The 23,769-nt window shown below is 70.8% G+C and carries 21 protein-coding genes and 1 pseudogene; 12 read left to right on the top strand and 10 right to left on the bottom strand.

What is annotated here, in order from left to right:
* Positions 1 to 31: 31 nt before the first annotated feature.
* A complete protein-coding gene (locus tag ACFWPS_RS11950) occupies positions 32 to 2,173 on the bottom strand; it encodes a hypothetical protein (protein ID WP_383703742.1) in 2,142 nt (713 codons plus the stop codon).
* Positions 2,174 to 2,489: 316 nt separating this feature from the next.
* Positions 2,490 to 3,017, bottom strand: coding sequence for a hypothetical protein (locus ACFWPS_RS11945; RefSeq protein ID WP_383703739.1), 528 nt, complete (start codon positions 3,015 to 3,017; stop codon positions 2,490 to 2,492).
* Positions 3,018 to 3,430: 413 nt separating this feature from the next.
* Between ACFWPS_RS11945 and ACFWPS_RS11940 the strand changes: the two genes are divergently transcribed.
* Together ACFWPS_RS11940 and ACFWPS_RS11935 are read left to right on the top strand one after the other, a co-directional pair.
* Entirely contained in the window at positions 3,431 to 3,631 is a 201-nt protein-coding gene (locus ACFWPS_RS11940; protein ID WP_383703736.1) for a hypothetical protein, read from the top strand.
* Positions 3,632 to 3,771: 140 nt separating this feature from the next.
* Entirely contained in the window at positions 3,772 to 4,629 is an 858-nt protein-coding gene (locus ACFWPS_RS11935) for a chitosanase (RefSeq protein ID WP_383703733.1), read from the top strand.
* Positions 4,630 to 4,705: 76 nt separating this feature from the next.
* Here the strand turns inward: ACFWPS_RS11935 and ACFWPS_RS11930 are convergent, their stop codons facing one another.
* From ACFWPS_RS11930 to ACFWPS_RS11920, 3 genes are read right to left on the bottom strand one after another with little or no spacing between them, the layout of a single operon-like run.
* Positions 4,706 to 5,512: an SAM-dependent methyltransferase gene (locus ACFWPS_RS11930; protein WP_383703730.1), complete on the bottom strand. Its 807-nt coding sequence runs from the start codon at positions 5,510 to 5,512 to the stop codon at positions 4,706 to 4,708.
* A gap of 35 nt (positions 5,513 to 5,547) precedes the next feature.
* The gene (locus ACFWPS_RS11925) at positions 5,548 to 5,820 is read right to left on the bottom strand and encodes a DUF397 domain-containing protein (RefSeq protein ID WP_217545234.1); all 273 of its coding nucleotides are present in this window, start codon (positions 5,818 to 5,820) and stop codon (positions 5,548 to 5,550) included.
* Entirely contained in the window at positions 5,817 to 6,692 is an 876-nt protein-coding gene (locus ACFWPS_RS11920) for a helix-turn-helix domain-containing protein (RefSeq protein ID WP_383703727.1), read from the bottom strand. The genes ACFWPS_RS11925 and ACFWPS_RS11920 overlap by 4 nt, the downstream gene beginning before the upstream one ends.
* Before the next feature lie 267 nt (positions 6,693 to 6,959).
* Here ACFWPS_RS11920 and ACFWPS_RS11915 point away from each other — a divergent pair, with 267 nt between their 5' ends.
* From ACFWPS_RS11915 to sbnA, 7 genes are all read left to right on the top strand, one after another.
* Positions 6,960 to 7,388: an ATP-binding protein gene (locus ACFWPS_RS11915; protein ID WP_383703725.1), complete on the top strand. Its 429-nt coding sequence runs from the start codon at positions 6,960 to 6,962 to the stop codon at positions 7,386 to 7,388.
* A gap of 90 nt (positions 7,389 to 7,478) precedes the next feature.
* Positions 7,479 to 7,757, top strand: coding sequence for a hypothetical protein (locus ACFWPS_RS11910; protein WP_383703722.1), 279 nt, complete (start codon positions 7,479 to 7,481; stop codon positions 7,755 to 7,757).
* Positions 7,758 to 8,061: 304 nt separating this feature from the next.
* Positions 8,062 to 10,635, top strand: a complete 2,574-nt coding sequence (locus ACFWPS_RS11905) for a Pls/PosA family non-ribosomal peptide synthetase (protein WP_383703719.1) — start codon at positions 8,062 to 8,064, stop codon at positions 10,633 to 10,635.
* A 13-nt stretch (positions 10,636 to 10,648) separates the two neighbouring features.
* A complete protein-coding gene (locus ACFWPS_RS11900) occupies positions 10,649 to 13,927 on the top strand; it encodes an amino acid adenylation domain-containing protein (RefSeq protein WP_383703717.1) in 3,279 nt (1,092 codons plus the stop codon).
* Positions 13,928 to 13,966: 39 nt separating this feature from the next.
* Positions 13,967 to 14,971 (top strand): TauD/TfdA family dioxygenase, encoded by a 1,005-nt coding sequence (locus ACFWPS_RS11895; protein WP_383703715.1) that lies wholly within the window; start codon positions 13,967 to 13,969, stop codon positions 14,969 to 14,971.
* Positions 14,968 to 16,038, top strand: coding sequence for a 2,3-diaminopropionate biosynthesis protein SbnB (gene sbnB, locus ACFWPS_RS11890; protein WP_383703713.1), 1,071 nt, complete (start codon positions 14,968 to 14,970; stop codon positions 16,036 to 16,038). Before ACFWPS_RS11895 ends, sbnB begins: the two co-directional genes overlap by 4 nt.
* Before the next feature lie 36 nt (positions 16,039 to 16,074).
* Entirely contained in the window at positions 16,075 to 17,166 is a 1,092-nt protein-coding gene (sbnA, locus tag ACFWPS_RS11885; RefSeq protein WP_383703711.1) for a 2,3-diaminopropionate biosynthesis protein SbnA, read from the top strand.
* Positions 17,167 to 17,253: 87 nt separating this feature from the next.
* On the opposite strand, the gene ACFWPS_RS11880 is transcribed toward sbnA, so the two are convergent.
* The 5 genes and pseudogenes from ACFWPS_RS11880 to ACFWPS_RS11860 all read right to left on the bottom strand — a co-directional run bounded on the left by ACFWPS_RS11880 (position 17,254) and on the right by ACFWPS_RS11860 (position 21,148).
* Positions 17,254 to 18,459: a cytochrome P450 gene (locus tag ACFWPS_RS11880; RefSeq protein WP_383703709.1), complete on the bottom strand. Its 1,206-nt coding sequence runs from the start codon at positions 18,457 to 18,459 to the stop codon at positions 17,254 to 17,256.
* Positions 18,460 to 18,499: 40 nt separating this feature from the next.
* Positions 18,500 to 19,267 (bottom strand): hypothetical protein, encoded by a 768-nt coding sequence (locus ACFWPS_RS11875; protein ID WP_383703707.1) that lies wholly within the window; start codon positions 19,265 to 19,267, stop codon positions 18,500 to 18,502.
* Positions 19,268 to 19,440: 173 nt separating this feature from the next.
* The gene (locus ACFWPS_RS11870) at positions 19,441 to 20,334 is read right to left on the bottom strand and encodes a hypothetical protein (protein WP_383703705.1); all 894 of its coding nucleotides are present in this window, start codon (positions 20,332 to 20,334) and stop codon (positions 19,441 to 19,443) included.
* A 171-nt stretch (positions 20,335 to 20,505) separates the two neighbouring features.
* Positions 20,506 to 20,709, bottom strand: a pseudogene (locus ACFWPS_RS11865) (aminoglycoside phosphotransferase family protein); the annotation flags it as partial.
* 76 nt (positions 20,710 to 20,785) lie between these two features.
* Entirely contained in the window at positions 20,786 to 21,148 is a 363-nt protein-coding gene (locus ACFWPS_RS11860; protein WP_383703703.1) for a winged helix-turn-helix transcriptional regulator, read from the bottom strand.
* Between the two features lie 227 nt (positions 21,149 to 21,375).
* Between ACFWPS_RS11860 and ACFWPS_RS11855 the strand changes: the two genes are divergently transcribed.
* The 3 genes from ACFWPS_RS11855 to ACFWPS_RS11845 all read left to right on the top strand — a co-directional run bounded on the left by ACFWPS_RS11855 (position 21,376) and on the right by ACFWPS_RS11845 (position 23,748).
* Positions 21,376 to 22,386, top strand: coding sequence for a zinc-binding alcohol dehydrogenase family protein (locus ACFWPS_RS11855; protein WP_383704019.1), 1,011 nt, complete (start codon positions 21,376 to 21,378; stop codon positions 22,384 to 22,386).
* A 155-nt stretch (positions 22,387 to 22,541) separates the two neighbouring features.
* Positions 22,542 to 22,838: a hypothetical protein gene (locus tag ACFWPS_RS11850; protein WP_383703701.1), complete on the top strand. Its 297-nt coding sequence runs from the start codon at positions 22,542 to 22,544 to the stop codon at positions 22,836 to 22,838.
* Between the two features lie 334 nt (positions 22,839 to 23,172).
* Positions 23,173 to 23,748, top strand: a complete 576-nt coding sequence (locus tag ACFWPS_RS11845; protein WP_383703699.1) for a sigma-70 family RNA polymerase sigma factor — start codon at positions 23,173 to 23,175, stop codon at positions 23,746 to 23,748.
* Positions 23,749 to 23,769 lie beyond the last annotated feature (21 nt).

Below are 23,769 nucleotides of genomic sequence, written 5' to 3'. Positions count from 1 at the left end.
CGCTTCGGTCGTCTGTGCTGCGGAGCGCTGTTCAGTTGCCGATGGTGGCGGGTACCGACTCGGCCACGCCCGCGGGGACCCGGGTGGCGGGCGCGGGATCGGTGGCCGGGGCGGCGGAGCGGTCCGCCGTGACCGCCGGGGCGGCGGTGGTGGCGGTGGTGGCGGGCAGGGTCAGGCCGATCGCGGCGCCGGTCGAGGGGGTCCAGCCGGAGACCGCGCCCGCGTACGCCGAGCCGAACGCGGCGCCGCCCGCCGTGGTCCCGGTCGGCAGGGTCGCGGTGACCTCAAGGCCGGCCGGTGCCTCGACGGTCACGGTGTCGCCGATGCGGTAGGCGGTGACCTGGCCGGCCTGGAGGGCGGCCTGCCAGTCGGCCCGGCGCTTCAGCTCGGTGCCGATGTCCTTCATCCGCAGGTTCACCACGGGGGTGTTGTCCGCGAACAGGGCCTGGTAGCCGTCGAGTACGCCGTTCAGCACCGGGTAGGCGATGCGGTCCTCGGTCAGGTTCGACTGGTGGATGTAGTGCGGCCGCGGGTCGTTGGACAGCACGTGCCCGAGGTCGATCCGGGTCTCCAGCGGCACGATCTCGTCGGTGTAACCGGTGCTGGTGTCCAGGGGCGCCGACAGACAGGTCGTGGTGGTCGGGTTGTCCTCGCAGATACCGCTGCCGCCCTGGGCGCGGCTGGTGTACAGCCAGTTGTACTCGTCGACCTCCTCGGAGGCCTTGCCCGCGTTGTAGAAGATGTTCATCGGGTAGCGGGGCACCGTCTCGGCCGCGCCGACCTGACGCTGCTGCGGGTCACGGGAGTTGTCGGAGCCGAGCCAGTCGACGCCGTTGGCCGCGAGGGCGGGCGCCAGGTTCGGGTTGTCGTCGGGCTGCTGCGGCAGGATCGCCGTCCCGGAGTGCTCGCCGGTGACCAACTCGTCGTTCTCCAGGGGGAGTCCGTTGGTCTCGGCCCAGACCCGGTTGTTCGCGATCTCGTCGGAGATGTCGTTCTGGCTGACCCACCGGGTGCTGCCGTCGGAGTTGGTCTCGCACACCCAGGGCACCACGGTGGTGTTCTGCACGCAGCCGAGGAAGGCGTGCGTGTAGGTGTGGTTGATCCAGCGGAAGTCGTTCTTGTCCGCGACCAGCTTGTCGGCGAGCTCGTCGACGCCGTTGTTGTCGTCGCGCTGGTCGACGCTTCCGGAGCCGTTGAAGGCGAGGTCGAAGGTGAAGTTCTCGCTCTGCTCCCAGGCCACCGCGTAGTCGACGTCGGCGGACGTCATCCGGATCGGGTCGGCCGTGGCGCCGGGGTCGGTGCAGTCGACGTCACCGGGCGTGCAGTTGAGCTCGCTGTTCCAGCGGTCGTCCTCGGCGAACACGTCGTCCACGTGTACGGCGAAGTAGTTGCGGGAGGCGCCCAGGTGCACCCCGCCGGTCATCCACTCGACGATGCCGCGGGCCAGCAGCCGGAACTGTTCCTGGTACTGGTTGTAGACGAAGGTCACGACGAGCTCACGCCGGCTGTCGTGCCGGTACTCGCCGACCAGGGAGCCCTTGGCGGACGATCCAGGGATCGTCGCCTCGACGTAGGGCGTGAAGTCGGCGCCGGCCGCCGGCTGCGCGAGGTAGGCGTAACTCTCGCCGACGGAGGGGCCGTTGTCCTCGAAGGGGACGGTGCCGTCGAGGTATCCGAAGGGGCCCGCCTTGCCGGCGGCGGTCACGTCGGCCCGGGTGCCGTCGATGCTGCCGGAGTAGCCCGCGCTGCCCACCGGGTACTGCAGACCGGCTTCCGGACGCGCATAGGTATAGGCATCGACCTGGGGGATCTGGTAAACCTGTTCGTACGCTGTGAGTGCCGCCATTTCGCTCGACCCGGAGGCGAACGGGTTGTCGTCGGGCAGCACCACGGCCTGGAACTTGGCGCGCGCCCGTCCGTCGACGGTGTCCGCCAGGAAGCCGGCGTCGATGACCTGCCGCCCGGACCGGGTCAGATCGATCTCGGTGAACGGCGTGCCGTCGTCGGTCAGTTCGGCGGCGATGGCGGCGGTCGACGGTCCGCCGTCGCTGACCAGCAGTACGCGTAAGTCGATTCTGGGTGCGTCGTCTGCATGGGCCGCACCGGCCGGCAGGCCGAGCGCGGCGATGAGCGCACCGACCGTGAGCACGGTCGTGCGTATGGTCCGCTTCATGCGGTGAAGTCCCCTCCCCGGACGGGGTGAGCGCGGCTCCGCAGAGCGGACGCACTCCCTTGCCCCGACGCCGGCTTCCCCTGAGAGGCCAGTCGCCGACGCATCCGTCGCGTCACATAGTGGTGGCTGTGTGTAGCTTTCGCGGTCGTGTTGCGAAACGTGACGGAAAAAAGCAGGCGACCAACAGGCCGTAGATGGAACCGAGTTGGGCTTTTTTCCGTCCGCGGTGCAGGCCGGGCCCTCAAGGGGGGCAGGAGTGCCCGGCCCTGGATCATCGGTTGATCGCAGAGCTTTTCAGGTCATCCCCGACAGGCCGTCAGGCGCACAGGACGCGCGTCTCGGGCGTGTAGACCGGGCCGCCGCTCGTGTTCGTGGAGTCGCTGAACTCGGCGTAGTAGTACGAGTAGAAGCCGATGTTGCCGTTGCAGCCGGAGTCGGCGGCCACGCTGAGCGTCAGGGTGACGGTGCGGCTCTGGCCGGGCGGGACGGTGGCGCCGTAGTCGGTGCCGAGGTTGGTGGGCCCGGTGCCGGAGCAGGCGGTGGCGGTGCCGTCGGACGCGGCCAGGCTGCAGCCGGTGAAGCTGTACTTCAGGTCGGGGCGCTGTGTGGTCAGATATGTCGGGTCGATCGTCTGGTACACGAACCAGATGTCGTAGGTGTTGTTGTTGGTGATCGTCATCGACAGGTGCACCGTGCCACCGGGCGCGGTGGTCGCGGCGTCGGTGGCGAAGGTGAGCCCGGCCGGTGCCGGGTCGGCGCTCGCGCTGGGGGCCAGCCCGAACAGGGCCAGGGCGAGGGCGAGGGCGGCGCCGAGGCCGAAGCGTCTCATCAGTGGTGATCGCATGGCGGGGAGGCTAGGCAGCCCCTGTGCGGGCGTCTTCTCCGGACGACCTAACCGACACGCCGAGTGACCGAAAGCGCGCGCACTGTGAAGATGCTGTAACCGGCACGTGAAGGCGTAATCGGCCGGCAAAACCCGCAAGTGCCCGGCGATCCGCCCGGACCGCCCCGCGGGCGCGGCGGCGGACGCCGTCCCACCACCCCGGGCGGCGGTTATTGGCGCGTATCGGATGCACCGAACCGCCCTCCCGTCACTCCGCCCCCGAAACTCTCGGCCAACCACCGATTTCAGGCCCCACCCGCGGGAGCGCCGCCTCCGAGGGCCTCGCCCCTGCTTGCCGGCATCCGCCGGGTGGCCCTGTCCGCGGCATGATCCGTGCCGTCAGGGGGCATGCGGTCACTATGGAAGGCGCGCCTGTGATCGTGCAGCCGCCGGGCCCCGACGGCGGCCGGCGGGTCACCATCCGCGGAGAGTACGTCGGCATCGCGTACCACCTGCTCGATGTCGTCGAGTTCCTGCGCCGCGCCGGCCTGCCCGAGTCCAGTACGACGGTCGACGACCCCGAGCTGATCGAGTGGCGCGGCATCGGGCCGAAGGCCTGGACCGCCACCGGCTGACCCGCGTCGGACGCCCCGGACCGCGCCGGCGGGCTTGTTCGACTCTACGAACTTTCTGTGTGACGGGTACACATCAGTGCCATCTACTGATAGGAAACCTTCCTAACGGAAACTCGCCTCAACCCCCCACTGGAGCCCCTGTGCGGAATCCGAACGACACCACCACGAACCCGGTCCTGACCTCCCGCCGTACCCTGCTCGCCCTGCTGGGCGCGTCCGCCGTCGGTGCCGGAGCCGTGCTGCTGCGCCCGGCGCACGCCTCCGCCGCCGCCCCGGCGGCCGCGAGCTGTGTCGGCCTCGACGACCCGGCGAAGAAGGAGATCGCCATGAAGCTGGTGTCGAGCGCGGAGAACTCCTCGCTCGACTGGAAGGCGCAGTACAAGTACATCGAGGACATCGGCGACGGCCGCGGCTACACCGCCGGGATCATCGGCTTCTGCTCCGGCACCGGCGACATGCTCGACCTCGTCCAGCTCTACACCGACCGCAAGCCCTCCAACGTGCTCGCCAAGTACCTGCCGGCGCTGCGCCGGGTCAACGGCACCGACTCGCACAGCGGCCTCGACCCGAACTTCCCCGCCGACTGGCGCAAGGCCGCCCAGGACACCGCCTTCCAGCAGGCCCAGAACGACGAACGCGACCGCGTGTACTTCAACCCGGCCGTGCAGCAGGGCAAGACGGACGGGCTGGGCACGCTGGGGCAGTTCACCTACTACGACGCCATCGTCATGCACGGCGACGGCGACGACGCCACCAGCTTCCGCAACATACGCAAGCGCGCCCTCGCCAAGGCCAAGCCGCCGGCCCAGGGCGGCAACGAGACGACGTACCTCAACGCCTTCCTCGACGCCCGGGTGTGGGCGATGAAGCAGGAGGAGGCGCACAGCGACACCACCCGGGTCGACACCGAGCAGCGGGTCTTCCTGAACAAGGGCAACCTGTGTCTGAACACCCCGCTGGACTGGAAGGTGTACGGCGACAGCTACCACATCGGCTGACACCCCCGGGCTGTCGTACCGCCGTGTCCCCGCGCGGTACGGCAGCCCGGAGGCGGATCCCCCCTCGGAATGGTCCCTACGGCTTGATGCCCACCCCGGTCCACAGGCTGACCTCCGCGTCGGTGGCGGTCGGCTCGGTGTCCGGGCGCCAGCGGTGGCCGACGGAGACACCGGGGTCGAGCAGTTCGAGGCCGTCGAAGAACCGCGCCACGTCCGCCCGCGAGCGGAACTGCACCGGCGTTCCGGCGTTGTTGTAGATGTCGGTGACCTTCTGCCAGGTGTCCGGGTCGAAGTCGGGCGTGCAGTGACTCAATGCGAGCGCGCTGCCCGAGGGAAGCACGTCGAGCAGCCGGCCGACGATGCCGTACGGGTCCTGCGCGTCCGTCACGAAGTGCATCAGGGCGTTGAGGGAGAGCGCCACCGGCCGGCCGAGGTCCAGGACCTCCGCCAGTTCGGGGGCGTCCAGCAGTGCCTGCGGATCGTTGACGTCCGCCTCGATGTAGGTGGTACGGCCCTCCGCCGTGCTGCGCATCAGACGCTCGGCGTACTTGAGTACCAGCGGGTCGTTGTCGGCGTACACCACCCGGGCGTCGGGGACCACGGACTGGGCCACCTGGTGCAGGTTCGGTTCGGTGGGGATGCCGGTGCCGATGTCGAGCCACTGCCGGATGCCGTGCTCGCGCGCGAGGACACGGGTCGCCCGGTGCATGAAGGCACGGTTCTCCCGCGCGCACACGAAGATGCCCGGGTAGGCGGCCGCCACGGTCTCCGCGGCCAGCTTGTCGACATCGAAGTGGTCCTTGCCGCCCAGGTAGTAGTCGTACATGCGGGCGGAGTGGGGCCTGCTGGTGTCGATGTCCCGGGCCACGGGCGAGTTGGTCATCCTGAACCTTTCAGAGGGGGAGCGTGGGGGAGGGGTCAGCCGGTGGTCAGGTGGTCGGCGAGGCCGCGTTTGACCCCCGCGACGAACGCGGTGATCTCCTCCGGGGTGTAGATCAGCGCGGGGCCGGCCGGATCCGTCGACTGCCGCAGCGCGATCCTGCCGTCGGCGAGCTGCTTGGTCTGCACGCACTGACCGCCGTTGGGGCCGCTCCAGGGCGACTCCCAGCCCTGTTCCCCCAGGTCCGATGCGGGCATGCCGTTGTACACGTCGTGGACGCTGCCGTCGAAGGAGGTGTCGAAGGTGGTCATGAGTACTCCTTGCGCATGCGGTTCAGGAGCGCCCTGCTGTGCGCGTCGGAGGTCAGCAGGGACATGCGGTTGTGCGCCTCCAGGTGGGCGACGACGTCGGAGCGCTGGTCCAGGTACATCGCGCCGGAGAGGACCTCCGTGTAGACGACGTCCGGCAGCTCGGGCTCCGCGAAACGGAAGTAGGTGAACGGGGCGCACACGCCCACATGGGCACCGGCGGTGAACGGCACGACGTCGACGCTCACGTGCTCCAGCTCCGAGGCCTCCAGCAGCCGTTCGATCTGCTCCCGCATCACCTCGGGCCCGCCGACGACCCGGTGCAGGACGGCCTCCTCCATCACCACCCACAGCGTCGGAGCGTCGGAGCGCTCCAGCAGGACCTGACGGCGCAGCCGCAGGTTCACCCGCCGCTCCAGGTCCTCGTCGCTGTCGTTCGGGAAACCGCCGCTGAGCACGTGACGCGCGTACTCCCGGGTCTGCAGCAGCCCCGTGGCGTAGTGCGGCTCGTACGTGCGCAGGGTCTTCGCACCGGTCTCCAGGCTCACATAGGCGCTGAACCAGGTGGGCAGCACGTCCCGGTACGTGTGCCACCAGCCGGGCTCGTTGGCCCGCTCCGCGAAGGCGACGAACTCCTCCCGCTCCTGCCGGTCGGCACCGTAGGTCTCAAGGAGCTTCTCCACGTAGAGGGGCTTGAGCGTCACCTCCGCCTTCTCCAGCCGGCGGATGGTCAGGGGTGTGACCCGAAGCGCCCGTGCCGCGTCCTCCAGTGACACGCCCGCGCCCTGCCGCCGCTCCTGGAGCCTGCGGCCCAGGATCATGCGGAGAACGGTGGGCGCACTGGTGCTGCCCGCGTTCGAACGGCCTTCGCTCACGCCCTACCTCCTGAGGGACTGTCACCGGGACGAGTGTGACAGGCACTTGATGAAGCGACCAGACCGATACCCGCATACTGAAATTATCAGGGAGTCGGTTGCAGCCTGAACTTGCCTGCGCGCATGATTACTTGAGTAAATCGCGGTCACGATCACGGCGCATGCCCCGTTCTCCGTGCGGTCGTTGCCGCGCTCTGCCCGTTCCGCCAGTTCCGCCCGCTCTCCGCCGCGCCCGCCTTACGGAAGGCAGCCACCGTGTCCCCCCACGTGACCTCCCCCCGCGACCTGTTGGACGTCGACGCGCCCGACCGGGCGCACTGGATCGAGCTGCCCTCGCACCGCTCCAGCGTCAGAGTCGCCCGCCGCTCCGTGAGAGCCCGGCTCGGCGAGTGGGGAATGTCCCGCGACCTGTGCGAGGACGCGGTGCTGCTCGTCTCCGAGCTGGCCACCAACGCCGTCATCCACACGCTGAGCGTGCGGATCCTGTGCGGCATGGGGCTGGTCGCCGACGGATGCCTGCGGCTGGAGGTCCACGACCACGACTACTCCGGCCGCGGCCTGCCCCGGCGCGAGCCCGGCCCTGACGACGAGGGCGGCCGGGGGCTGCTGCTCGTCGAGCAGCTCGCCGACTCCTGGGGCGTCGACCGGTCGAGGCTCACCAGCGGCCATGCGGTGTGGGCGACGCTGACGGCCTGACGCGGGAGCCTTCCCGGTTTTGAACAGGGCTTCGACGAGGGAGAGTTGCCGATTTCGTGCGGGTGCACAGGCCCGCATATGATCTTGGTCGTGACTGTGCAGAACTCTGACAAAGCGCCTTCTCGTAAACAGCGGCTCCAGGAGAAGCAGCGCCGCCAGCTGACGGTGGTCGACATGGTGGACAAGGCCGAGGTCAAGGTCCGCAAGGCGGAAGCCGAACTGGCGGTGGCCGTCGCCGAGGCGGTGCAGGTGTTCGGTGACGAGCGCGCCGCCTCCGAGGGGCTCGACATGCCCGTGGAGGCCGTACGCCGTTTCGTCGGCATCGCGGCACACGAGTCCGCCGCGGCGGCGGACGGTGCCGACGACTGACGGTGCCGACGACTGACGTGCCCTGAGGTTCCGGGCCCCCGCGCCGCCGGTGAGGACTCCCGCCGGCGCGGGACGGATCCGGGTACGGCCGCCGCGCCGGGATACGGGCTGCCGGCCGGGGGGCCGCCGTTCGGGTGATTCGCGCACTCCCTTTCCTGGCGCGAAACCAAGGAAATACGGGCCTGACGGCTCATGAAGGCTGCTCGGCCCGGTCAATGGGACAAGTGGCAGCCAGTGCCCTTATCCGGACAAACTGAATCCGCCGGTTCGTGATCAGGAACATCCACGTTCTCCAGGAGATCGCATGGTGGAGCAGTCCTCCGAGGTCGTGTCGGAGCCGGATGAACCTGCCGTCGCCCTGGCCGGCGCCGACCCCAGGGGGGCGGAGACGGAGCGGAGGCTCGCGCAGGCACTGGCCGACCTCCTCGATGCCGAGTCCGTCCCGGTCGACGGCCACTTCTTCGCCGACCTCGGCGCCAACTCCCTGGTCATGGCCCAGTTCTGCGCACGAATACGCAAGACCGCCGATCTGCCGTCGCCGTCCATGCGGGACGTCTACCGGCACCCCACGATCCAGAGCCTGGCGGCGGCTCTCGGCGAGACCGCTCCCGCTCCCGCCGATCCGGCACAGACCCCGCAGCCGCCCGTGCCGACGCCGGCACCCCGTGTGAACCGGCGGAACCATCTGCTCTGCGGAACCCTCCAGTTGCTGGTCTTCCTGGGCTACTCCCTGGTCTCCGGATTCGTCACCGCCGCGGGATACGAGTGGATCGCCTCCGGCAAGGGCCTGGCCGACGTCTACCTGCGGTCGCTGCTCTTCGGAAGCGCCGGGTTCGTGGCGCTGTGCGCGTTCCCCGTCGTAGCGAAATGGGTGCTCGTCGGACGCTGGCGCCCTCGTGAGTTCCCCGTCTGGAGCCTGACGTACCTGCGGTTCTGGCTCGTCAAGGTGCTGTTGCACGCCAACCCGATGGTCTTCCTCACCGGGACCCCGCTGTACGTGCTCTACCTGCGGGCCCTCGGTGCACGGATCGGCAAGGGCGTCACGATCCTCTCCCACTCCGTTCCCGTCTGCACCGACCTGTTGACGATCGGCGCGGGCACGGTGATCCGCAAGGACTCCTTCTTCCTCGGCTACCGGGCGTGCGCCGGACACATCCAGACCGGCCGGATCACCCTCGGCACGGACGCCTTCGTCGGCGAGAAGACGGTCCTGGACATCGACACGTCCCTGGGACACGGTGCCCAGCTCGGCCACTCCTCCGCCCTGCACAGCGGCCAGGCGGTCCCGGACGGCGAGCACTGGCACGGATCCCCGGCGGAGCCCACCGGGACCGACTACATCCGGGTCGCCCCGGCGAACTGCGGCACCCTGCGCCGCGCCTGGTTCGGCCTCGGCACGCTGCTGCAGCTGATCTTCCTGTACGTCCCGCTGGTCGTCGGCGGCGTCTACATGCTGTTCACCGAGGTACCGGCGATCGGCAAGCGTCTCGACCCGACGACGGCCGCGCTCGGCTGGTCGCAACTGCTCCCCGACGCGCTACTGCTCTCGCTCGTGCTGTTCTTCGGGTTCCTCGTCCTGGGGCTGGCGGCCCTGTGCACCCTGCCGCGGCTGGTGGGCCTCGTGGTCAAGCCCGACAAGGTGTACCCGCTCTACGGATTCCACTACGCGCTGCAGCGGACCACGGCCCGCATGACGAACGTCAAGTTCTTCGCCTGGCTCTTCGGCGACAGCTCCTACATCGTGGGCTACCTCCGCGGTATCGGATACGACCTGTCGAAGGTGGAGCAGACCGGGTCGAACTTCGGCACCGAAGTGCAGCACGAGACGCCGCTGCTGGTCAGCGTCGGCAGCGGGACGATGGTGGCCGACGGCCTCTCCGTCCTCAACGCCGACTTCTCCAGCACGTCCTTCCGGCTGTCCCGGGCCTCGATCGGGTCGCACAACTTCCTGGGCAACAACATCGCCTATCCGGCGGGCGCCAGGACCGGGGAGAACTGCCTGCTCGCGACGAAGGTGATGGTCCCGCTCGACGGCGAGATCCGCGAAGGCGTGGGGCTCCTCGGCTCACCGTGCTTCGAGATCCCCCGCTCGGTGGAGCGCGATGCCGGATTCGACCATCTCCGAACCGGAGAAACGTTTCGCCATCGGCTGGCCGCGAAGAACCGCTACAACCTCCGCTCCATGGCGCTCATGCTGTTCGTGCGCTGGCTGCACACCTTCGCGCTCACCCTGTTCGGTCTTGCCTCCGTGGACCTGTACGGCGTGCTCGGACAGGCGGTGATCGCCGGCTACCTGGCACTCACCCTCGCCTTCTCCACCGGGTACTTCATCCTGCTGGAGCGCTGCCTCGCGTCGTTCCGTGCGCTGCGCCCCCGGCTGTGCTCGATCTACGACCCGTACTTCTGGTGGCACGAACGGCTGTGGAAGGTGCCGGACCACTTCCTCAACGTCTTCAACGGAACCCCGTTCAAGAGCCTGGTCTGGCGGCTGCTGGGGGTACGCATCGGCCGCAGGGTGTTCGACGACGGCTGCTACCTGACCGAGCGGACCCTCGCCACCATCGGCGACGACTGCACCCTCAACGCCGGCAGCAAGATCCAGTGCCACTCGCAGGAGGACGGCACCTTCAAGTCCGACGTCACCACGCTCGGCGCCGGCTGCACGCTGGGCATCGCCGCCCATGTGCACTACGGCGTGACCATGGGCGACGGCTCCGTGCTGGCGCCCGACTCCTTCCTCATGAAGGGCGAGGAAGTCCCCCCGAACGCCCAGTGGGGCGGCAATCCCGCGGTGGACATGCCGGGCCGCGACTGCCGGTCCGCAGGCGTCGGCCGGACTGCGACATCAGTTGACGCCGCCACGGCGACCGTGAGTTGAGGAAGGCCATTCGATGGGAACGCGCGTGGAGACGGACCGGGAGTTCTGGACCCGGACACTGACCGCCGGCGGTGCCACCACCGTGCCCCGGTGGGTGCGGGAACCGGTGCCGGGAACGGCCGGGCACGCCGGACACGACACACCGGTGCCGGACGACGTGACGCGGGCGGTGCGCGAACTGGCCGGGCGACAGGGCCTGCCGGCCGATGCCTTGCTGCTGGCCGCCCACCTCAAGGTGCTGGCCGTGCTCTCCGGCGAGCCGGAGGTGGTCGCGGGCCTCGCCACCGGCGTGGGCGGCGAGCCGCTGCCGTGCCGGGTGCCCGTCCCCCCGGGGAGCTGGGCGGCCCTGCTCTCGGCCGCCGGGCACGCCGAGGCGGAGCTGCTGACGCACCGGGACCACCCGGTGGCGGAGCTGCGCCGCGAACTCGGCCTGACGGAGCCGCCGTACGAGGTCGTCTGGGGTCCCCTCGGAGCCGAGGAGACCCACGCCGACGGTGTCCTGCACGTGCGCTGGTCCGACCGGGCCGGCCGGCTGACCCTCAGGCTGCGGTACCGCACGGACGCCCTGGACGCCGGGGCCGCCGCCCGCATCGGCGACTACCACCTGACCGCGCTGCGGCTGATGACGGCGGACCCCGACGCCGACCACAGCCGGCAGAGCTTGTTGTCGGCCGCGGAACAGCGCGAGCAGCTGGAAGACCTGGCCGGGCCGCACCGCCCGCTGCCGGACTCCCGCGTGCACGAACTGTTCGAACAGCGGGTGCGGGCCCATCCGCAGGCCGTGGCGGCCGTACACGGCACGCGGGAGTGGACGTACGACGAACTCAACCGGCGCGCCAACAGGCTGGCACGCGCCCTGCTGGCCAGAGGCCTGGGCCGGGAGGACGTGGTCGCCGTCGTCTGCGAGCGCACCCTCGACTGGCTGGCGGCCGTGCTGGCGGTCTTCAAGGCGGGCGGCGTGTACCTGCCGATCGAGCCGCACTTCCCGGCCGGCCGGATCGAGGCGACCCTGTCCCGGGCCGGCTGCCGGCTGGCCCTGGCCGAGCCCGGCAGCACGGACACCCTGGACCGGGCGCTGGCCGCCCTGCCGGACGTCGAGAAGCTGCCGTTCGACACGGCGTACGCCGAACCGCACGCCGACGACGACCCCGGGATCCGCGTCGACCCCGGCCAACTCGCCTACATCTACTTCACCTCCGGCTCCACCGGCGAGCCGAAGGGCGCGATGTGCGAGCACGCGGGCATGCTCAACCACCTCCACGCCAAGATCGACGACCTGGCGATCGGCGCGGGGACCGTGGTGGCCCAGACCGCCCCCCAGTGCTTCGACATCTCCCTGTGGCAGCTGGTCGCCCCGCTGCTGGTGGGCGGGCGGACCCTGCTGGTCGAGCAGGACGTCATCACGGACGTGGCACGGTTCACCGACACCCTGGAGCACGCCCGGGTCGGCGTGGCCCAGCTCGTGCCGTCGTACCTGGAGGTCGTGGCCTCCTACCTGGAGCAGCACCCGCGCACCCTGCCGGACCTGCGCTGCGTGTCGGTGACCGGGGAGGCGCTGAAACGGGAGTTGGTCCAGCGCTGGTTCGCGGTCCAGCCGGGCATCGCGCTGCTCAACGCCTACGGACTGACCGAGACGTCGGACGACACCAACCACGAACTCCTCCGGGAGGTGCCCGACCGGATCCTGCTCGGCCGGGCCGTCAACAACGTCCGCGTCCACGTCGTCGACGAGCACCTGGCCCTGGTACCGCTGGGCGCCCCCGGACTGATCGCCTTCTCCGGCGTCTGCGTGGGCCGCGGCTACGTCAACGATCCCGAGCGCACCCGGGAGGCGTACCGTACCGACCCCTACCGGCCCGGCGAACGGCTCTACCTGGGCGGTGACTGGGGGCGCTGGCACCCCGGCGGCAAGCTGGAGTTCCTCGGCCGCCGGGACAGCCAGGTCAAGATCCGCGGGTTCCGGATCGAGATCGGCGAGATCGAGAACTGCCTGCTGCGGGTGGCCGGCGTACGGGACGGCGCGGTGGTCGTCGCCGAGCGGCCCGGCGGCGGCAAGCAGCTCATCGCCTTCTACTCCGGTGGCCGGCAGCGGCCGGAGGCCCTGCGCGAGGCGCTCGGCGCGGCGCTGCCCGCCTACATGGTCCCGTCCGCCTTCCACTGGCAGGACAGCCTGCCGCTGACCGCCAACGGGAAGATCGACAAGAAGGTCCTGACCAGGCTGGCCGAGACCGCGCCTGCGGGCGACCCGTACCGGGCGGCCGGCGCCGCAGACCGGGCGGCGGGGGACGAACTCGGCCCGACCGAGCGGAGGCTGGCCGCGGCCTGGGCCGAACTGCTGGGGGTGCCCGAGGAGCGGGTCGGCCGTACCGACGACTTCTTCGACTCCGGCGGCACCTCCCTGACCGCGGTCAGGCTCAGCCTCGCCCTCGACCGCGCGGTGTCCCTGAAGGACATCACCCGGCACCCGGTCCTCGCCGACCTGGCCGCCCTTCTCGACGGCCCGGCCCCGCAGCGCCCGGAGCTGCTGCTGACCCTGGCGGACGGGGGCGGCAGGCCCGAGTGCGCCCTGGTGTGCTTCCCGTACGCGGGCGGCAACGCGGTCAACTACCAGCCGCTGGCGAGCGCCCTGGCGGGCAGTGGCCTCGCGGTCCTCGCCGTGGACCTGCCCGGCCACAACCTGGCCGCGCCCCCCGAGCCGTTCGCGACCGTCGAGGAGGTGGCCGAACAGGCCGCCGCAGAGATCACGGCACGCGGACTGACCCGGGTCATGCTGTGGGGCCACTCCTCCGGAACCGCACCGGCCGTCGAGACGGCCAGGAGGCTCCAGCAGCGGGGCGTACGCGTCGAACGGCTCTTCCTCGGCGCGCACCTGCTCGGCACCGCGGCCGAACGGCACACCGCCGTCACCGAACTGACGCACCTGAGCGACGCCGACATCGCGGCGCGGCTGACCGCCGACGGCGGCCACACCGAACTCGCCGAGCTGAACCCGCGGCACGCCGCCCGCATCGCCGCCGCCTACCGGCACGACTGCGTCGCGGCACACCGCTACTTCGCCGCGGCCCTGGAAGCCCCGCCGCCCGGCAAGGTGGCCGCGCCGGTCTCCGTGGTCGTCGCCGCCGACGACCCGCACACCGCCGGCCACGCCCGCCACCACCGGGACTGGCTGCTCCTGGCCGACCGCGTCGAGCTGCACGAACTCCCCGACGGCGGCCACCACTTCCTGCGCACCCGCCCGGCCGAGGCGGCGCAGGCCGTCCTGACCACCGTCCTCCCCCTCGCCTCCTCCTGACCCGTCACACCCCAGGCGGTCGACCGAAAGGAACCCGAGATGCCGTTCTCATCCCTGGCATCACCGCTCGACGTGGAGCTGCGGCCGGACAAGCCGGCACTGCTGCACGTCGAACCCCCCGACGACCCACCGAAGTGGGCGGCCGAGCACCGCCAGGCGCTGCGCGCGCAGGTCACCGAACACGGCGCACTGGTCGTCCGCGGCCTCGGACTGCGCGACGCCGGCCAGGTCGGCGCCGTCTTCGGACAGCTCACCGGCGAACTCATGACGGAGCAGGAGGCCTTCGCGCCCCGCGAGAGCCACCGCCCCGGCGTGTACGCGTCCACGCCCTGGCCGGCCAACCAGCCCATGTGCATGCACCACGAGCTGAGTTACCGGCTCCAGGTACCCGGCCTGATGCTGTTCGCCTGCCTCACCGCGCCCGAACAGGGCGGGGCGACGGCGGTGGCCGACGCCGAAGAGGTGCTGCGGGCACTGCCCACCGGGCTCGTCGAACGGTTCGAGCGCGAGGGCTGGATCCTGACCCGCACCTACAACGACGAGATCGGCGCAAGCCTCACGGAGTCCTTCGGCACCGGAGACCACGCCGAGATCGAACGCTACTGCCGGGCCAACGCCATCGACTTCACCTGGCAGCCCGACGGTTCCCTGCGCACCGAACAGCGCCGCAACGCCCTCGTACGGCACCCGCGCACCGGCCGGCGCTGCTGGTTCAACCAGATCGCCTTCCTCAACGAGTGGACCCTCACATCCGAGGTGCGCGAGTACCTGGTGGACGTCTACGGCGCGGACGGACTGCCGTTCAACACCCGTCACGGCGACGGCAGCCCGATCGGCGAGGACGTCGTCCAGCTGATCAACAGCACCTACGAGGCGCACACCCGGCGTGAACCCTGGCAGCGCGGTGACCTGCTGCTGGTGGACAACATCCGCACCGCGCACAGCAGAGAGGCGTTCACCGGCGATCGGCAGGTGCTGGTCGGCATGGCCGAACCCGTCCGGCCGACCGAGGACTGCCCGGCCCTGGAGGCGAGCGAGCGATGACCGATGTACTGTCCTCGGCCGCCCGGGCGGCCGGGCCCGAGCGGGACTCCGTGCCGAGCTTCGCGGTGATCACCGGCGCGCAGGTGCAACGAGCTCTGAGCGGGCGCGAGAAACAGCTTGTGGAGCTGGTCGAGTCCGTCTACCGGCTGCACGACGCCGGGGACTCGGTCAACCCGCCGTCGTACTTCCTGCGCTTCACCGACCGGCCGACCTCGCGGATCATCGCGCTGCCGGCCTCCCTGGGCGGGACGGTCCAGGTGGACGGCCTGAAGTGGGTCTCCAGCTTCCCGGAGAACGTGAGCGCCGGAATCCCGCGGGCCTCCGCGGTGCTCGTGCTCAACGACCACGACACCGGCTACCCGTTCGCCTGCCTGGAGAGCTCCATCATCAGCGCCAGCAGGACCGCGGCCTCCGCGGCACTGGCCGCCGACTGGCTCAGCCGCAACCGCACCCGCCCCACCCGGGTCGGGTTCTTCGGCACCGGCCTGATCGCCCGCTACATCCACACCTTCCTGGCCGGCACCGGCTGGGACTTCGACGAGATCGGCGTGCACGACCTGTCCGCCGACAGCGCCGGCGGCTTCCGCGGCTACCTGGAGCAGACCGGCACCGGCGCGCGGATCACCGTCCACGACAGCGCCGAGGACCTGGTCCGCGACAGCGACCTCGTGGTCTTCGCCACCATCGCCGGCCGGCCCCATGTCACGGACCCGGCCTGGTTCACGCACAACCCGTTGGTCCTGCACGTGTCCCTGCGCGACCTCGCCCCCGAGGTCCTGCTGGGTGCGGCCAACTTCGTCGACGACGTCGACCACTGCCTCAAGGCCGACACGTCACCCCACCTGGCCGAACAGCTCACCGGCAGCCGCGACTTCCTGAACGGAACCCTCGGCGACGTCATGTCGGGCCGCGCCGCACCGCCGCCCGACCGCCCGGTGATCTTCTCGCCCTTCGGACTCGGCGTCCTCGACCTCGCCGTCGGCAAGTACGTCTACGACGAGGTGTCCCGGGCCGGGGACCTCTGTCTCATCGATGACTTCTTCCACGAACTGCGCCGGTACGGCTGAGGCCGTCGTCCTCGGCCCGGCACCAGGAGGCCCGCCGTGCCTGTCATCTCCGCTCCCTACGCCTTCAACGAGGGCGACCTCTACGTCGACCTGGAGTCGATCTGCGGACACCCGCTCTATCTGAAGTGCGAGGCCTTCAACTTCGCCGGATCCATCAAGCTGAAGGCCGCCAACGAGATGGTGGAGAACGCCGAGCGGGACGGAATCCTGACAGCGGACTCCGTCCTCGTCGAGTCCTCCTCCGGCAACCTCGGCGTAGCACTCAGCATGATCGCCGCGAGCAAGGGTTACCGGTTCCTGTGTGTGACGGACTCCCGTTGCAACCTGTCGACCAGACTCCTGATGGAGGCGCTCGGCAGCGAGGTGCACATCGTGGCCGACCAGGACTCCAACGGCGGCTTCCTGGGCACCCGTATCGAGTACGTCCGCTCGCTGTGCGAGTCGGACGACCGGTACGTCTGGCTCAGCCAGTACACCAACGCGGGCAACTGGACGGCGCACTACCGTACGACCGCCCCCGAGATCGCCCGCCGGTTCCCCGAACTGGACGTCCTGTTCGTCGGCGCGGGCACCACCGGAACCCTCATGGGCTGCGCCCGCTACTTCCGCGAGTGGCACCGCCCGGTGCGGATCGTCGCCGTGGACGCGGCGGGCTCGGTGGCGTTCGGCGGCGAACCGGGCCGCCGGATGATCCCGGGCCTCGGCATGAGCATGCGCCCGCCGCTGCTCGACGAGTCCTTCGTCGACGAGGTGATCCAAGTGGAGGAGCCGGACACCATCCGGATGTGCCACCGCATGGCCCGGCACGGCTTCCTGTTCGGCGGCTCCACCGGGACCGTGGTCAGCGGCGCGACGGACTGGCTGTCCCGGCACGACGCCGGTGACCTCACCGCGGTGGCCGTCGCACCGGACCTCGGCGAGCGCTACCTCGACACCATCTACCAGACCAACTGGCTGCAGGACCTGTACGGCGACCAGGTGCTGGCCACCGAGGAGGGCGACCGGGTGCCCGACACCGGGGACGAGGCCCAGGTGTCCGACACCATGGACACCGCACAGCCGAAGCCGCTGCCCCGGGAGCCCAAGTCCGCCTCCCGCGCACCGGCCCGCAGGCGCAGCAGCACCTGACGGCAGGCCACGCCGAAGCGCAGCCCCTCGGAGACGCCCGTGCGGCAGTACCCGGGGGGCCGCGGCGTGCCCGCCGTCCCGGCCGCCTCAGTAGCGCACGGGCAGCGCGAGCAGCCCGCGGGTGCGCATCGACGGACGCCACTCCAACCGGTCCGCCGGCACGTCGAGTTCGAGGCGGGGGAAGCGTTCGACGAGCGCGCCGAGGGCGATCTCGGTCTCCAGCCGGGCCAGCGGCGCACCGAGGCAGTAGTGGATGCCGTGGCCGAGGGCCAGGTGCCCGGTGGCATCGCGGCCGATGTCGAGCCGGTCGGGCTCGGCGAAGCGGCGCGGGTCGCGGTGGGCCGCCGCCAGGGACAGCAGTACCGTCTCGCCCGCCGGGACGGTGACCCCGCCGACGGTGACGTCCTCGGTCGGGAAACGACGGATGGCCAGCGGCGCGGGCCCGTCGAAACGGGCCAGTTCCTCCACGGCAGGCCCGAGCCGGTCCGGATCCGCGCGCAACGCGGCCAGCTGGGCCGGGTTCTGGAGCAGCGCCAGAGTGGCGTTGCCGATCAGATGGACGGTGTTCTCGTACCCGGCGAACAGGATGAGGAAGGCCAGCGACATCAACTCGTCCTCGCTGAGCCGGTCCTCCTCGTCGCGTACCGCGATCATGGCGGAGAGCAGGTCGTCGGCGGGCTCGGCGCGCTTGCGGGCGAGCAGCCGGGCGAAGAAGGCCAGCAGCGCCCCGACGGCCTCCTTCGTCCGCTCGGGCCGGGCAGGGTCCGGGACGACGAGGGCGTCGGTCCAGGACCGGAAGTCCGGCCGGTCCTCCTCGGCCACGCCCAGCAGCTCGCAGATCACGGCGATGGGCAGCGGCGCCGCGTAGGCGGCGATCAGATCGGCACGCCCGAGCGGCGCCATGGCGTCGAGCAGCGCGTCGGCGGTCCGCCGCACCGGTTCGCGCAGCAGGGCGATACGGCGGGGCGTGAACGCCCGGGACACCAGGCGCCGGACGCGGGTGTGGTCCGGCGGGTCCATGTTCAGCAGGTTGGCGTCGAGCGCGGGCGGCAGCGCGAGCCCGCGGTAACCGCCGGGCTTGGAGTTGGCCTTGTCGAGGGAGAACCTCGGGTCGGCCAGGGCCTGCCGCACGTCCTCGTACCGCGTCACCAGCCAGGCCGGCAGCCCGTCGGTCCCGGCGACCCGGTGCACGGGCCCGGCCTCCCGCAGCCGGGCATACCCGGCGTACGGGTCGGCGAGCAGCTCCGCGGGGTCAACGGCGGCCGGGGCAGGGGGTGTTGTACTGGCGTCCATGCCCCCAACCCTAGACAGTGCGGGCGGGGACGGCGGTCGGTCACCCGGAGGCCGGGGTGCCGTCCGGTGTGTCGGTGGTGTGCAGCAGTCGCAGGAACGCCTTGACGCCCGCGATGATCTCCTGGTTGTCGGTGAGGCGGTTCACCGTGGACTCGAACTGCCTGCCCAGCGCCGCGATCCTGCGGTCCGCCTCCTCGGCCCGCTCGTACGAGCTCATGGCCAACGCGTCCACGGTGCGCCGCAGTTCGGCGAGGGCCCGGTACTGTTCCTCCGCCTTCTCCTCCAGGACCCGGGTCCCGGCCTCGGCGTGGTTCAGCCGGGCGTGCAGCTCGACGACGTCGTCCCGCGGATACGTGACGTCCTTGAGGAGGGTGCCCAGGCGTCTGCGGAGCTGGCCGAAGTACGCGCCGGCCGGCCGGAAGAAGGTGCTCAGCAGGAAGAACGCGGCGAACCAGTACCCCGTGAACTCGCCGGTCGCCCAGGTGACCGCGACGACGACCGCCGCCGTCAGGACGTGCCCCGCGACTGCCGCCCGGAGCATCGCGCGGGCGATGCGCGAGGCCTCGGTGTCCCGGGCCGCCGGGACCTGGATGCCCTTTTCCCGGCTGACCGCGATCTCGGCGAGTACCGCATGCGCCCGGAAGTACAGGTTCCAGGGCAGGGTGAGCAGGAGCAGCAGCCACAGCATGCTCAGCACCCCCGCCCCCACGGCGAACACCACCGCGGGCGGTGCCCCCGCCGCATACGCGAAGACCAGCGCCGCGGCCGCCGCCACGACGGCCGCCACCGCTCCGAGAAATCTGCCCATGCCCCCGTCTCCTGTCCGCACGCCGCCGGCACGGCCCGTCGTCACGCCGCCGGCAGGGCCCATCGTCCCTGCTCCGGCGCGGGGCGGCATGAGTAGCCGTACTCAGTGCAGGGCGCGGTGTCCGTTCCCGGGGCCGGCACGGAGGCCGGCCCCGGGAACGGCACGTGCGGGGACTACCTGACGTCGACGAAGTCGCCGGCGGCGGAGACGGCAGGGGTGGTGGCCGTTCCGGCGAAGGAGTAGCGCCAGTAGCCGTCGGCGCTCGCCTTGTAGGTCGCCTTGAGCTTGCCGTGGCTGTCCGTGGTGACGGTCTTGAGGGTCGTGTAGGCGCTGGTCCCCTTCTTGCGGAACTGCAGCCTGACCTTCTGCCCGGTGTAGCCGGCGTACTTGTGGGTGTCCCAGTTGGCGCGGGTCAGAGCGCCCGTGACGGTGAGTGTCCGGCCCTTGCCGACCGGCTCGGGCGTGGCGTCGGCGGTGAGCTTGGACAGGCGGCGGACCGTGGGGGAGGACTGCCCGGTCAGCTCGGCGGTGCCGATCTTGCTGACGTCGGCCGGTTCCTGCTGGTTCTGGCCGTTGTAGGCGATCGCCCAGGCCACGCCGTGCCACTTGGCTCCGGCATCGGCGTTGTGCAGGTCCGAGCGGGGGTAGATGTCCACCTTCCCGGTGCACTTCATGCCGGTGACGACCTTGTCGGACGAGGACTCGGAGGAGGTCACGTCGCAGGTGGCCGGCTGGTCGCCGTAGAGGTCGTTCGCCGGTTTGGCGGCGGAACCCCGGTACAGGTCGAGGCCGACGTAGAAGTCCGGGGCGGAGACGTCCACGTCGGTCGCGGTGAGCGCGAAGCTGTAGGACAGGTGCACGATGGCGTCCGTGCCCACGGACACGGCGGACTTGCCGCCGGCGACCTTCACCTTGGAGAAGGTGACGGCCAGCGCGTAGGGCTGCTTGGCCTTCGCCGTCACCGCCGTGAGGGCGCTCTGCCCGCTGCTGCCGGCCGGAACGGCGGCACAGGTGAGGGCGGCGGCGCCGCAGGCGACGGCGACGGCCGCGGTGGTGCGTATACGCATGCGTTCTCCGTGGGAGACGCGCCGGGAGCGACGACAAGACGTGGTCCCGGCGCAAGAGTTCCATGGGCCGACCGAACCCGGTCGGCGTTGACGGTTGACAGTTGGCTCAGACACGTCAACGCGGCGAAAGGTTGCGCTCGGTTTCCCGAACACCCCTGACCGGCCTGCCTGTCAGAGCGCTGCTCGGATCTGGCTGAGCCACTCTGCGGCCGGCCGGCGCCCGTCGGGGAGCTGGTCGCCCCGATCCCAGCGCCATGTGGTGATCATCGCCAGTACGAGGATCCGGCACTCACGCAGCCGGTCCCGATCGACACCCGGACAGTGTGCGCCGACCTCTTCGGGAGCATGGGCGAGGTCGAACTCGACGGGGCCACGGGCGGGTGGCGGGGGTGGTGCACCGCGGCCGACGCTTGTGGGCACGGTGCGGTGTGACGGCCGTGGAGCCGCTGTGTCAGCGGGACGCCGGGAACCGTTCGATGTTCTCCTCCACCCATGTGCGCAGGTGGGCCAGGGGCCGGCAGGCGTCCTCGCCGAGCGGGGTCAGGCTGTACTCGACGCGGGGCGGGACCTCCGGGTAGATCTCGCGGTCGACCAGGCCGTGGTCCTCCAGGCGGCGCAGCGTCTGGGTGAGCACCTTGGGGCTCACCCCCTGCAGACGTGCACGCAGTGCCCCGAAGCGCTGGGGCCCGTCCTCCAGAGCGCCGAGGGCGAGGGCGCTCCACTTGTTGGCGAGCAGGTCCAGCATGTCACGGCAGGGGCAGGCGGCCAGGTAGACGCTCTTCGGGTCGTCGCACAGGTGTGCTGTCGTCGTCATGCAGCGATAGTACCCAATGGGAACTATAGGCCCTTGCGGGTAACCACTATCCATTTCGTACTGTCGCTGACGTGGTCGAAGTCGCGGATCCCCCGTGCGTGTCCTGTCGGCGCGACCACGTCTTCTCGATGTATCCGAAGCGGAGCGGTACCGTCCGCGGCTCTCGGATCACGCACACGTGGAAAGGCCGGACCACCATGAACGAGACGTACGACATCCCCGCGACGATGCCCGCGGTCGCGTACCGCAAGTCGCTGCCCGTCGATGATGCCGAGAGCCTGGTCGACGTCACGCTGCCCACCCCGAAGCCGGGACCCCGTGACGTGCTGGTGCGGGTGGAGGCGATCGCCGTCAACCCGGTGGACCACAAGATCCGGCAGAACGTCGACCCGGGCGGGGAGGCGAAGGTGCTCGGCTGGGACGCCGCCGGGACCGTCGTCGCCGTCGGCGGCGAGGTGGAACTCCTCTCGGTGGGCGACGAGGTGTACTACGCCGGTGCGCTGGACCGCCCCGGCGCCAACTCCCGCTACCACGTGGTCGACGAGCGCATCGTCGCCCGCAAGCCGGCCACCCTCTCCTTCGCCGAGGCCGCCGCGCTGCCGCTGACCTCGCTCACGGCGTGGGAGGGGCTCTTCGAGCGGCTGGGGCTGCGCACGGGTGCCCTGGAGCAGACCGGTGCCCTGCTGATCACCGCGGCCGCCGGCGGCGTGGGCTCGATCACCGCGCAGCTGGCCCGCGCCCTGACCAGCCTCACCGTCATCGGTACGGCGTCGCGGCCCGAGAGCATCGACTTCGCGCGCCGGATGGGTGTCCACCACGTCGTCGACCACCGCAGGCCTCTTGCGGCGCAGCTGGCCGAAGTGGCCCCGGGGGGCATCGACTTCGTGTTCAGCACCACGGCGACCGACCACAACCTGGCCGCGTACGCCGAGGCGCTCACCCCCTTCGGCCGGATCGTCGCCATCGACGACTTCGACTCGCTGCCGCTCGGAGTGCTCAAGGCGAAGAGCATCTCCTTCCACTGGGAGTTCATGTACACGCGGTCGATGTTCCGTACGGCCGACCAGAGCATGCAGCACCACATCCTCACCCAGGTCGCCCGCCTCGTCGACGCGGGCATCCTCACCACCACGGCCACCCGCGACCTGGGCCCGGTCAACGCCGCCAACCTCCGTGAGGCGCACCGCGTCCAGGAGACCGGCGCCGCCGTCGGCAAGACCACTCTCACCGGATTCTGACCGGCCGGGGTACGGGGCTGTGTGCCGCCGCCGGCCGCGAGCCGTCTCCGGGAGGCCCCCTGGAGCGACTGGCGGTCGTCCAGCGGGACACGCTCATCGACGACCCGTGGGCGGAGCGTGAGGCGAAGGGTCCGGTCAACGCCCTGGAGGTCCAGGTGACCAGAGTCCACTTCGCCGCGCGAGCCGTGATGATCGACCCGTCGTTCCTCGCGGACGAGGCAGGGGTGCGGGACGTCCGTTCGCTGTGCCGTCGGCTGGACGGCCTGCCGTTGGCGGTCGAACTGACTGCCGCCCACGTGCGGTTGCTGTCCGTGCGGGAGATCGAGGCCCGTCTGGACAACCGTTTCGCGTTGCTGACGAAGGGGGAACGAACGGCACCGGCCCGTCACCGTACGTTGCGGACGGTGCTGGACCGGAACTACGCGCTGAACGGCCCCGGCCGGCACCGCTGACCCGGGCACACCGACCCGGGCGGACCCGGCGTACGGACCCCGCCCGCGGCGCAGCCGGCTGTGAACCCCCTCATGGTGCGCCCCGTAACAGCAGCGGACAGCTTGCGATCCCGACGGTCCGCCGCGCCGGGCGGGAGGACGCGCGTCGGCTGCTCCCCGGACCCTGGCCGCGCCCAGAATTGTGATTCCCCTTTCGCACGGCTGTCCTCGCAGCCGGGTGCCGGTTAAGCGGACGGCAAGCGGTTGGCAAGCAGTCCCCTCAAGGGTTGGCCCGTTCAGCTTTCAACGAGTTTGCGCGGCCTCCGTTCGGTGCCGGCGCGCGGGGAACGCGGGCATGAGACACAGCACAGGAAACGGATGCACGGACCAGGAGCGACCGACCGGCCGTACCCGGGACAGGGCGGGCGACGAGGCGTTCGTGCGTGCCCTCTACGACAAGCACGGGATGTTCATGGCGAGGGTGGCGACGGGGCTGCTGTGCGGTGACACCCATCAGGCCCAGGACATGGTGCAGGAGACCGTCCTGCGGGCCTGGCGGCACGCCGGTGTCCTCGACCCCGAGGCGGAGGGGGTGCGGCCCTGGCTCGTCACCGTCCTGCGCAACCTCGTCATCGACGGCCACCGCGCCCGCCGGGCCCGCCCCCCGGAGACCGACGACACCACCCTCGCCGACCTGCCCGGCCCCGAACGCCTGGAACACGCCCTCAGCAGGAAGATCGTCCGCGAGGCCCTGGCGGACCTCTCCCTCCAGCACCGCGAGATCCTCGTCCACGCCCACTTCCTCGACCACTCGGTGGAACGGACCTCCCAGCTCCTCGGCATACCCCGCGGCACCGTCAAGTCCCGCACCCACCTGGCCCTCAGAGCCCTGCGGACCGCATTGGCCGAGCGCGGCTACACCCACTTCTGAGCGGAAACCTCGTTCCGGTGC

Origin of the sequence: Streptomyces sp. NPDC058457 (genome assembly GCF_042720695.1) — a bacterium.
Taxonomy (GTDB): domain Bacteria; phylum Actinomycetota; class Actinomycetes; order Streptomycetales; family Streptomycetaceae; genus Streptomyces.
The sequence above is the reverse complement of the archived record's forward strand: the minus strand, read 5'-3'. Positions and strand labels throughout refer to the sequence as shown.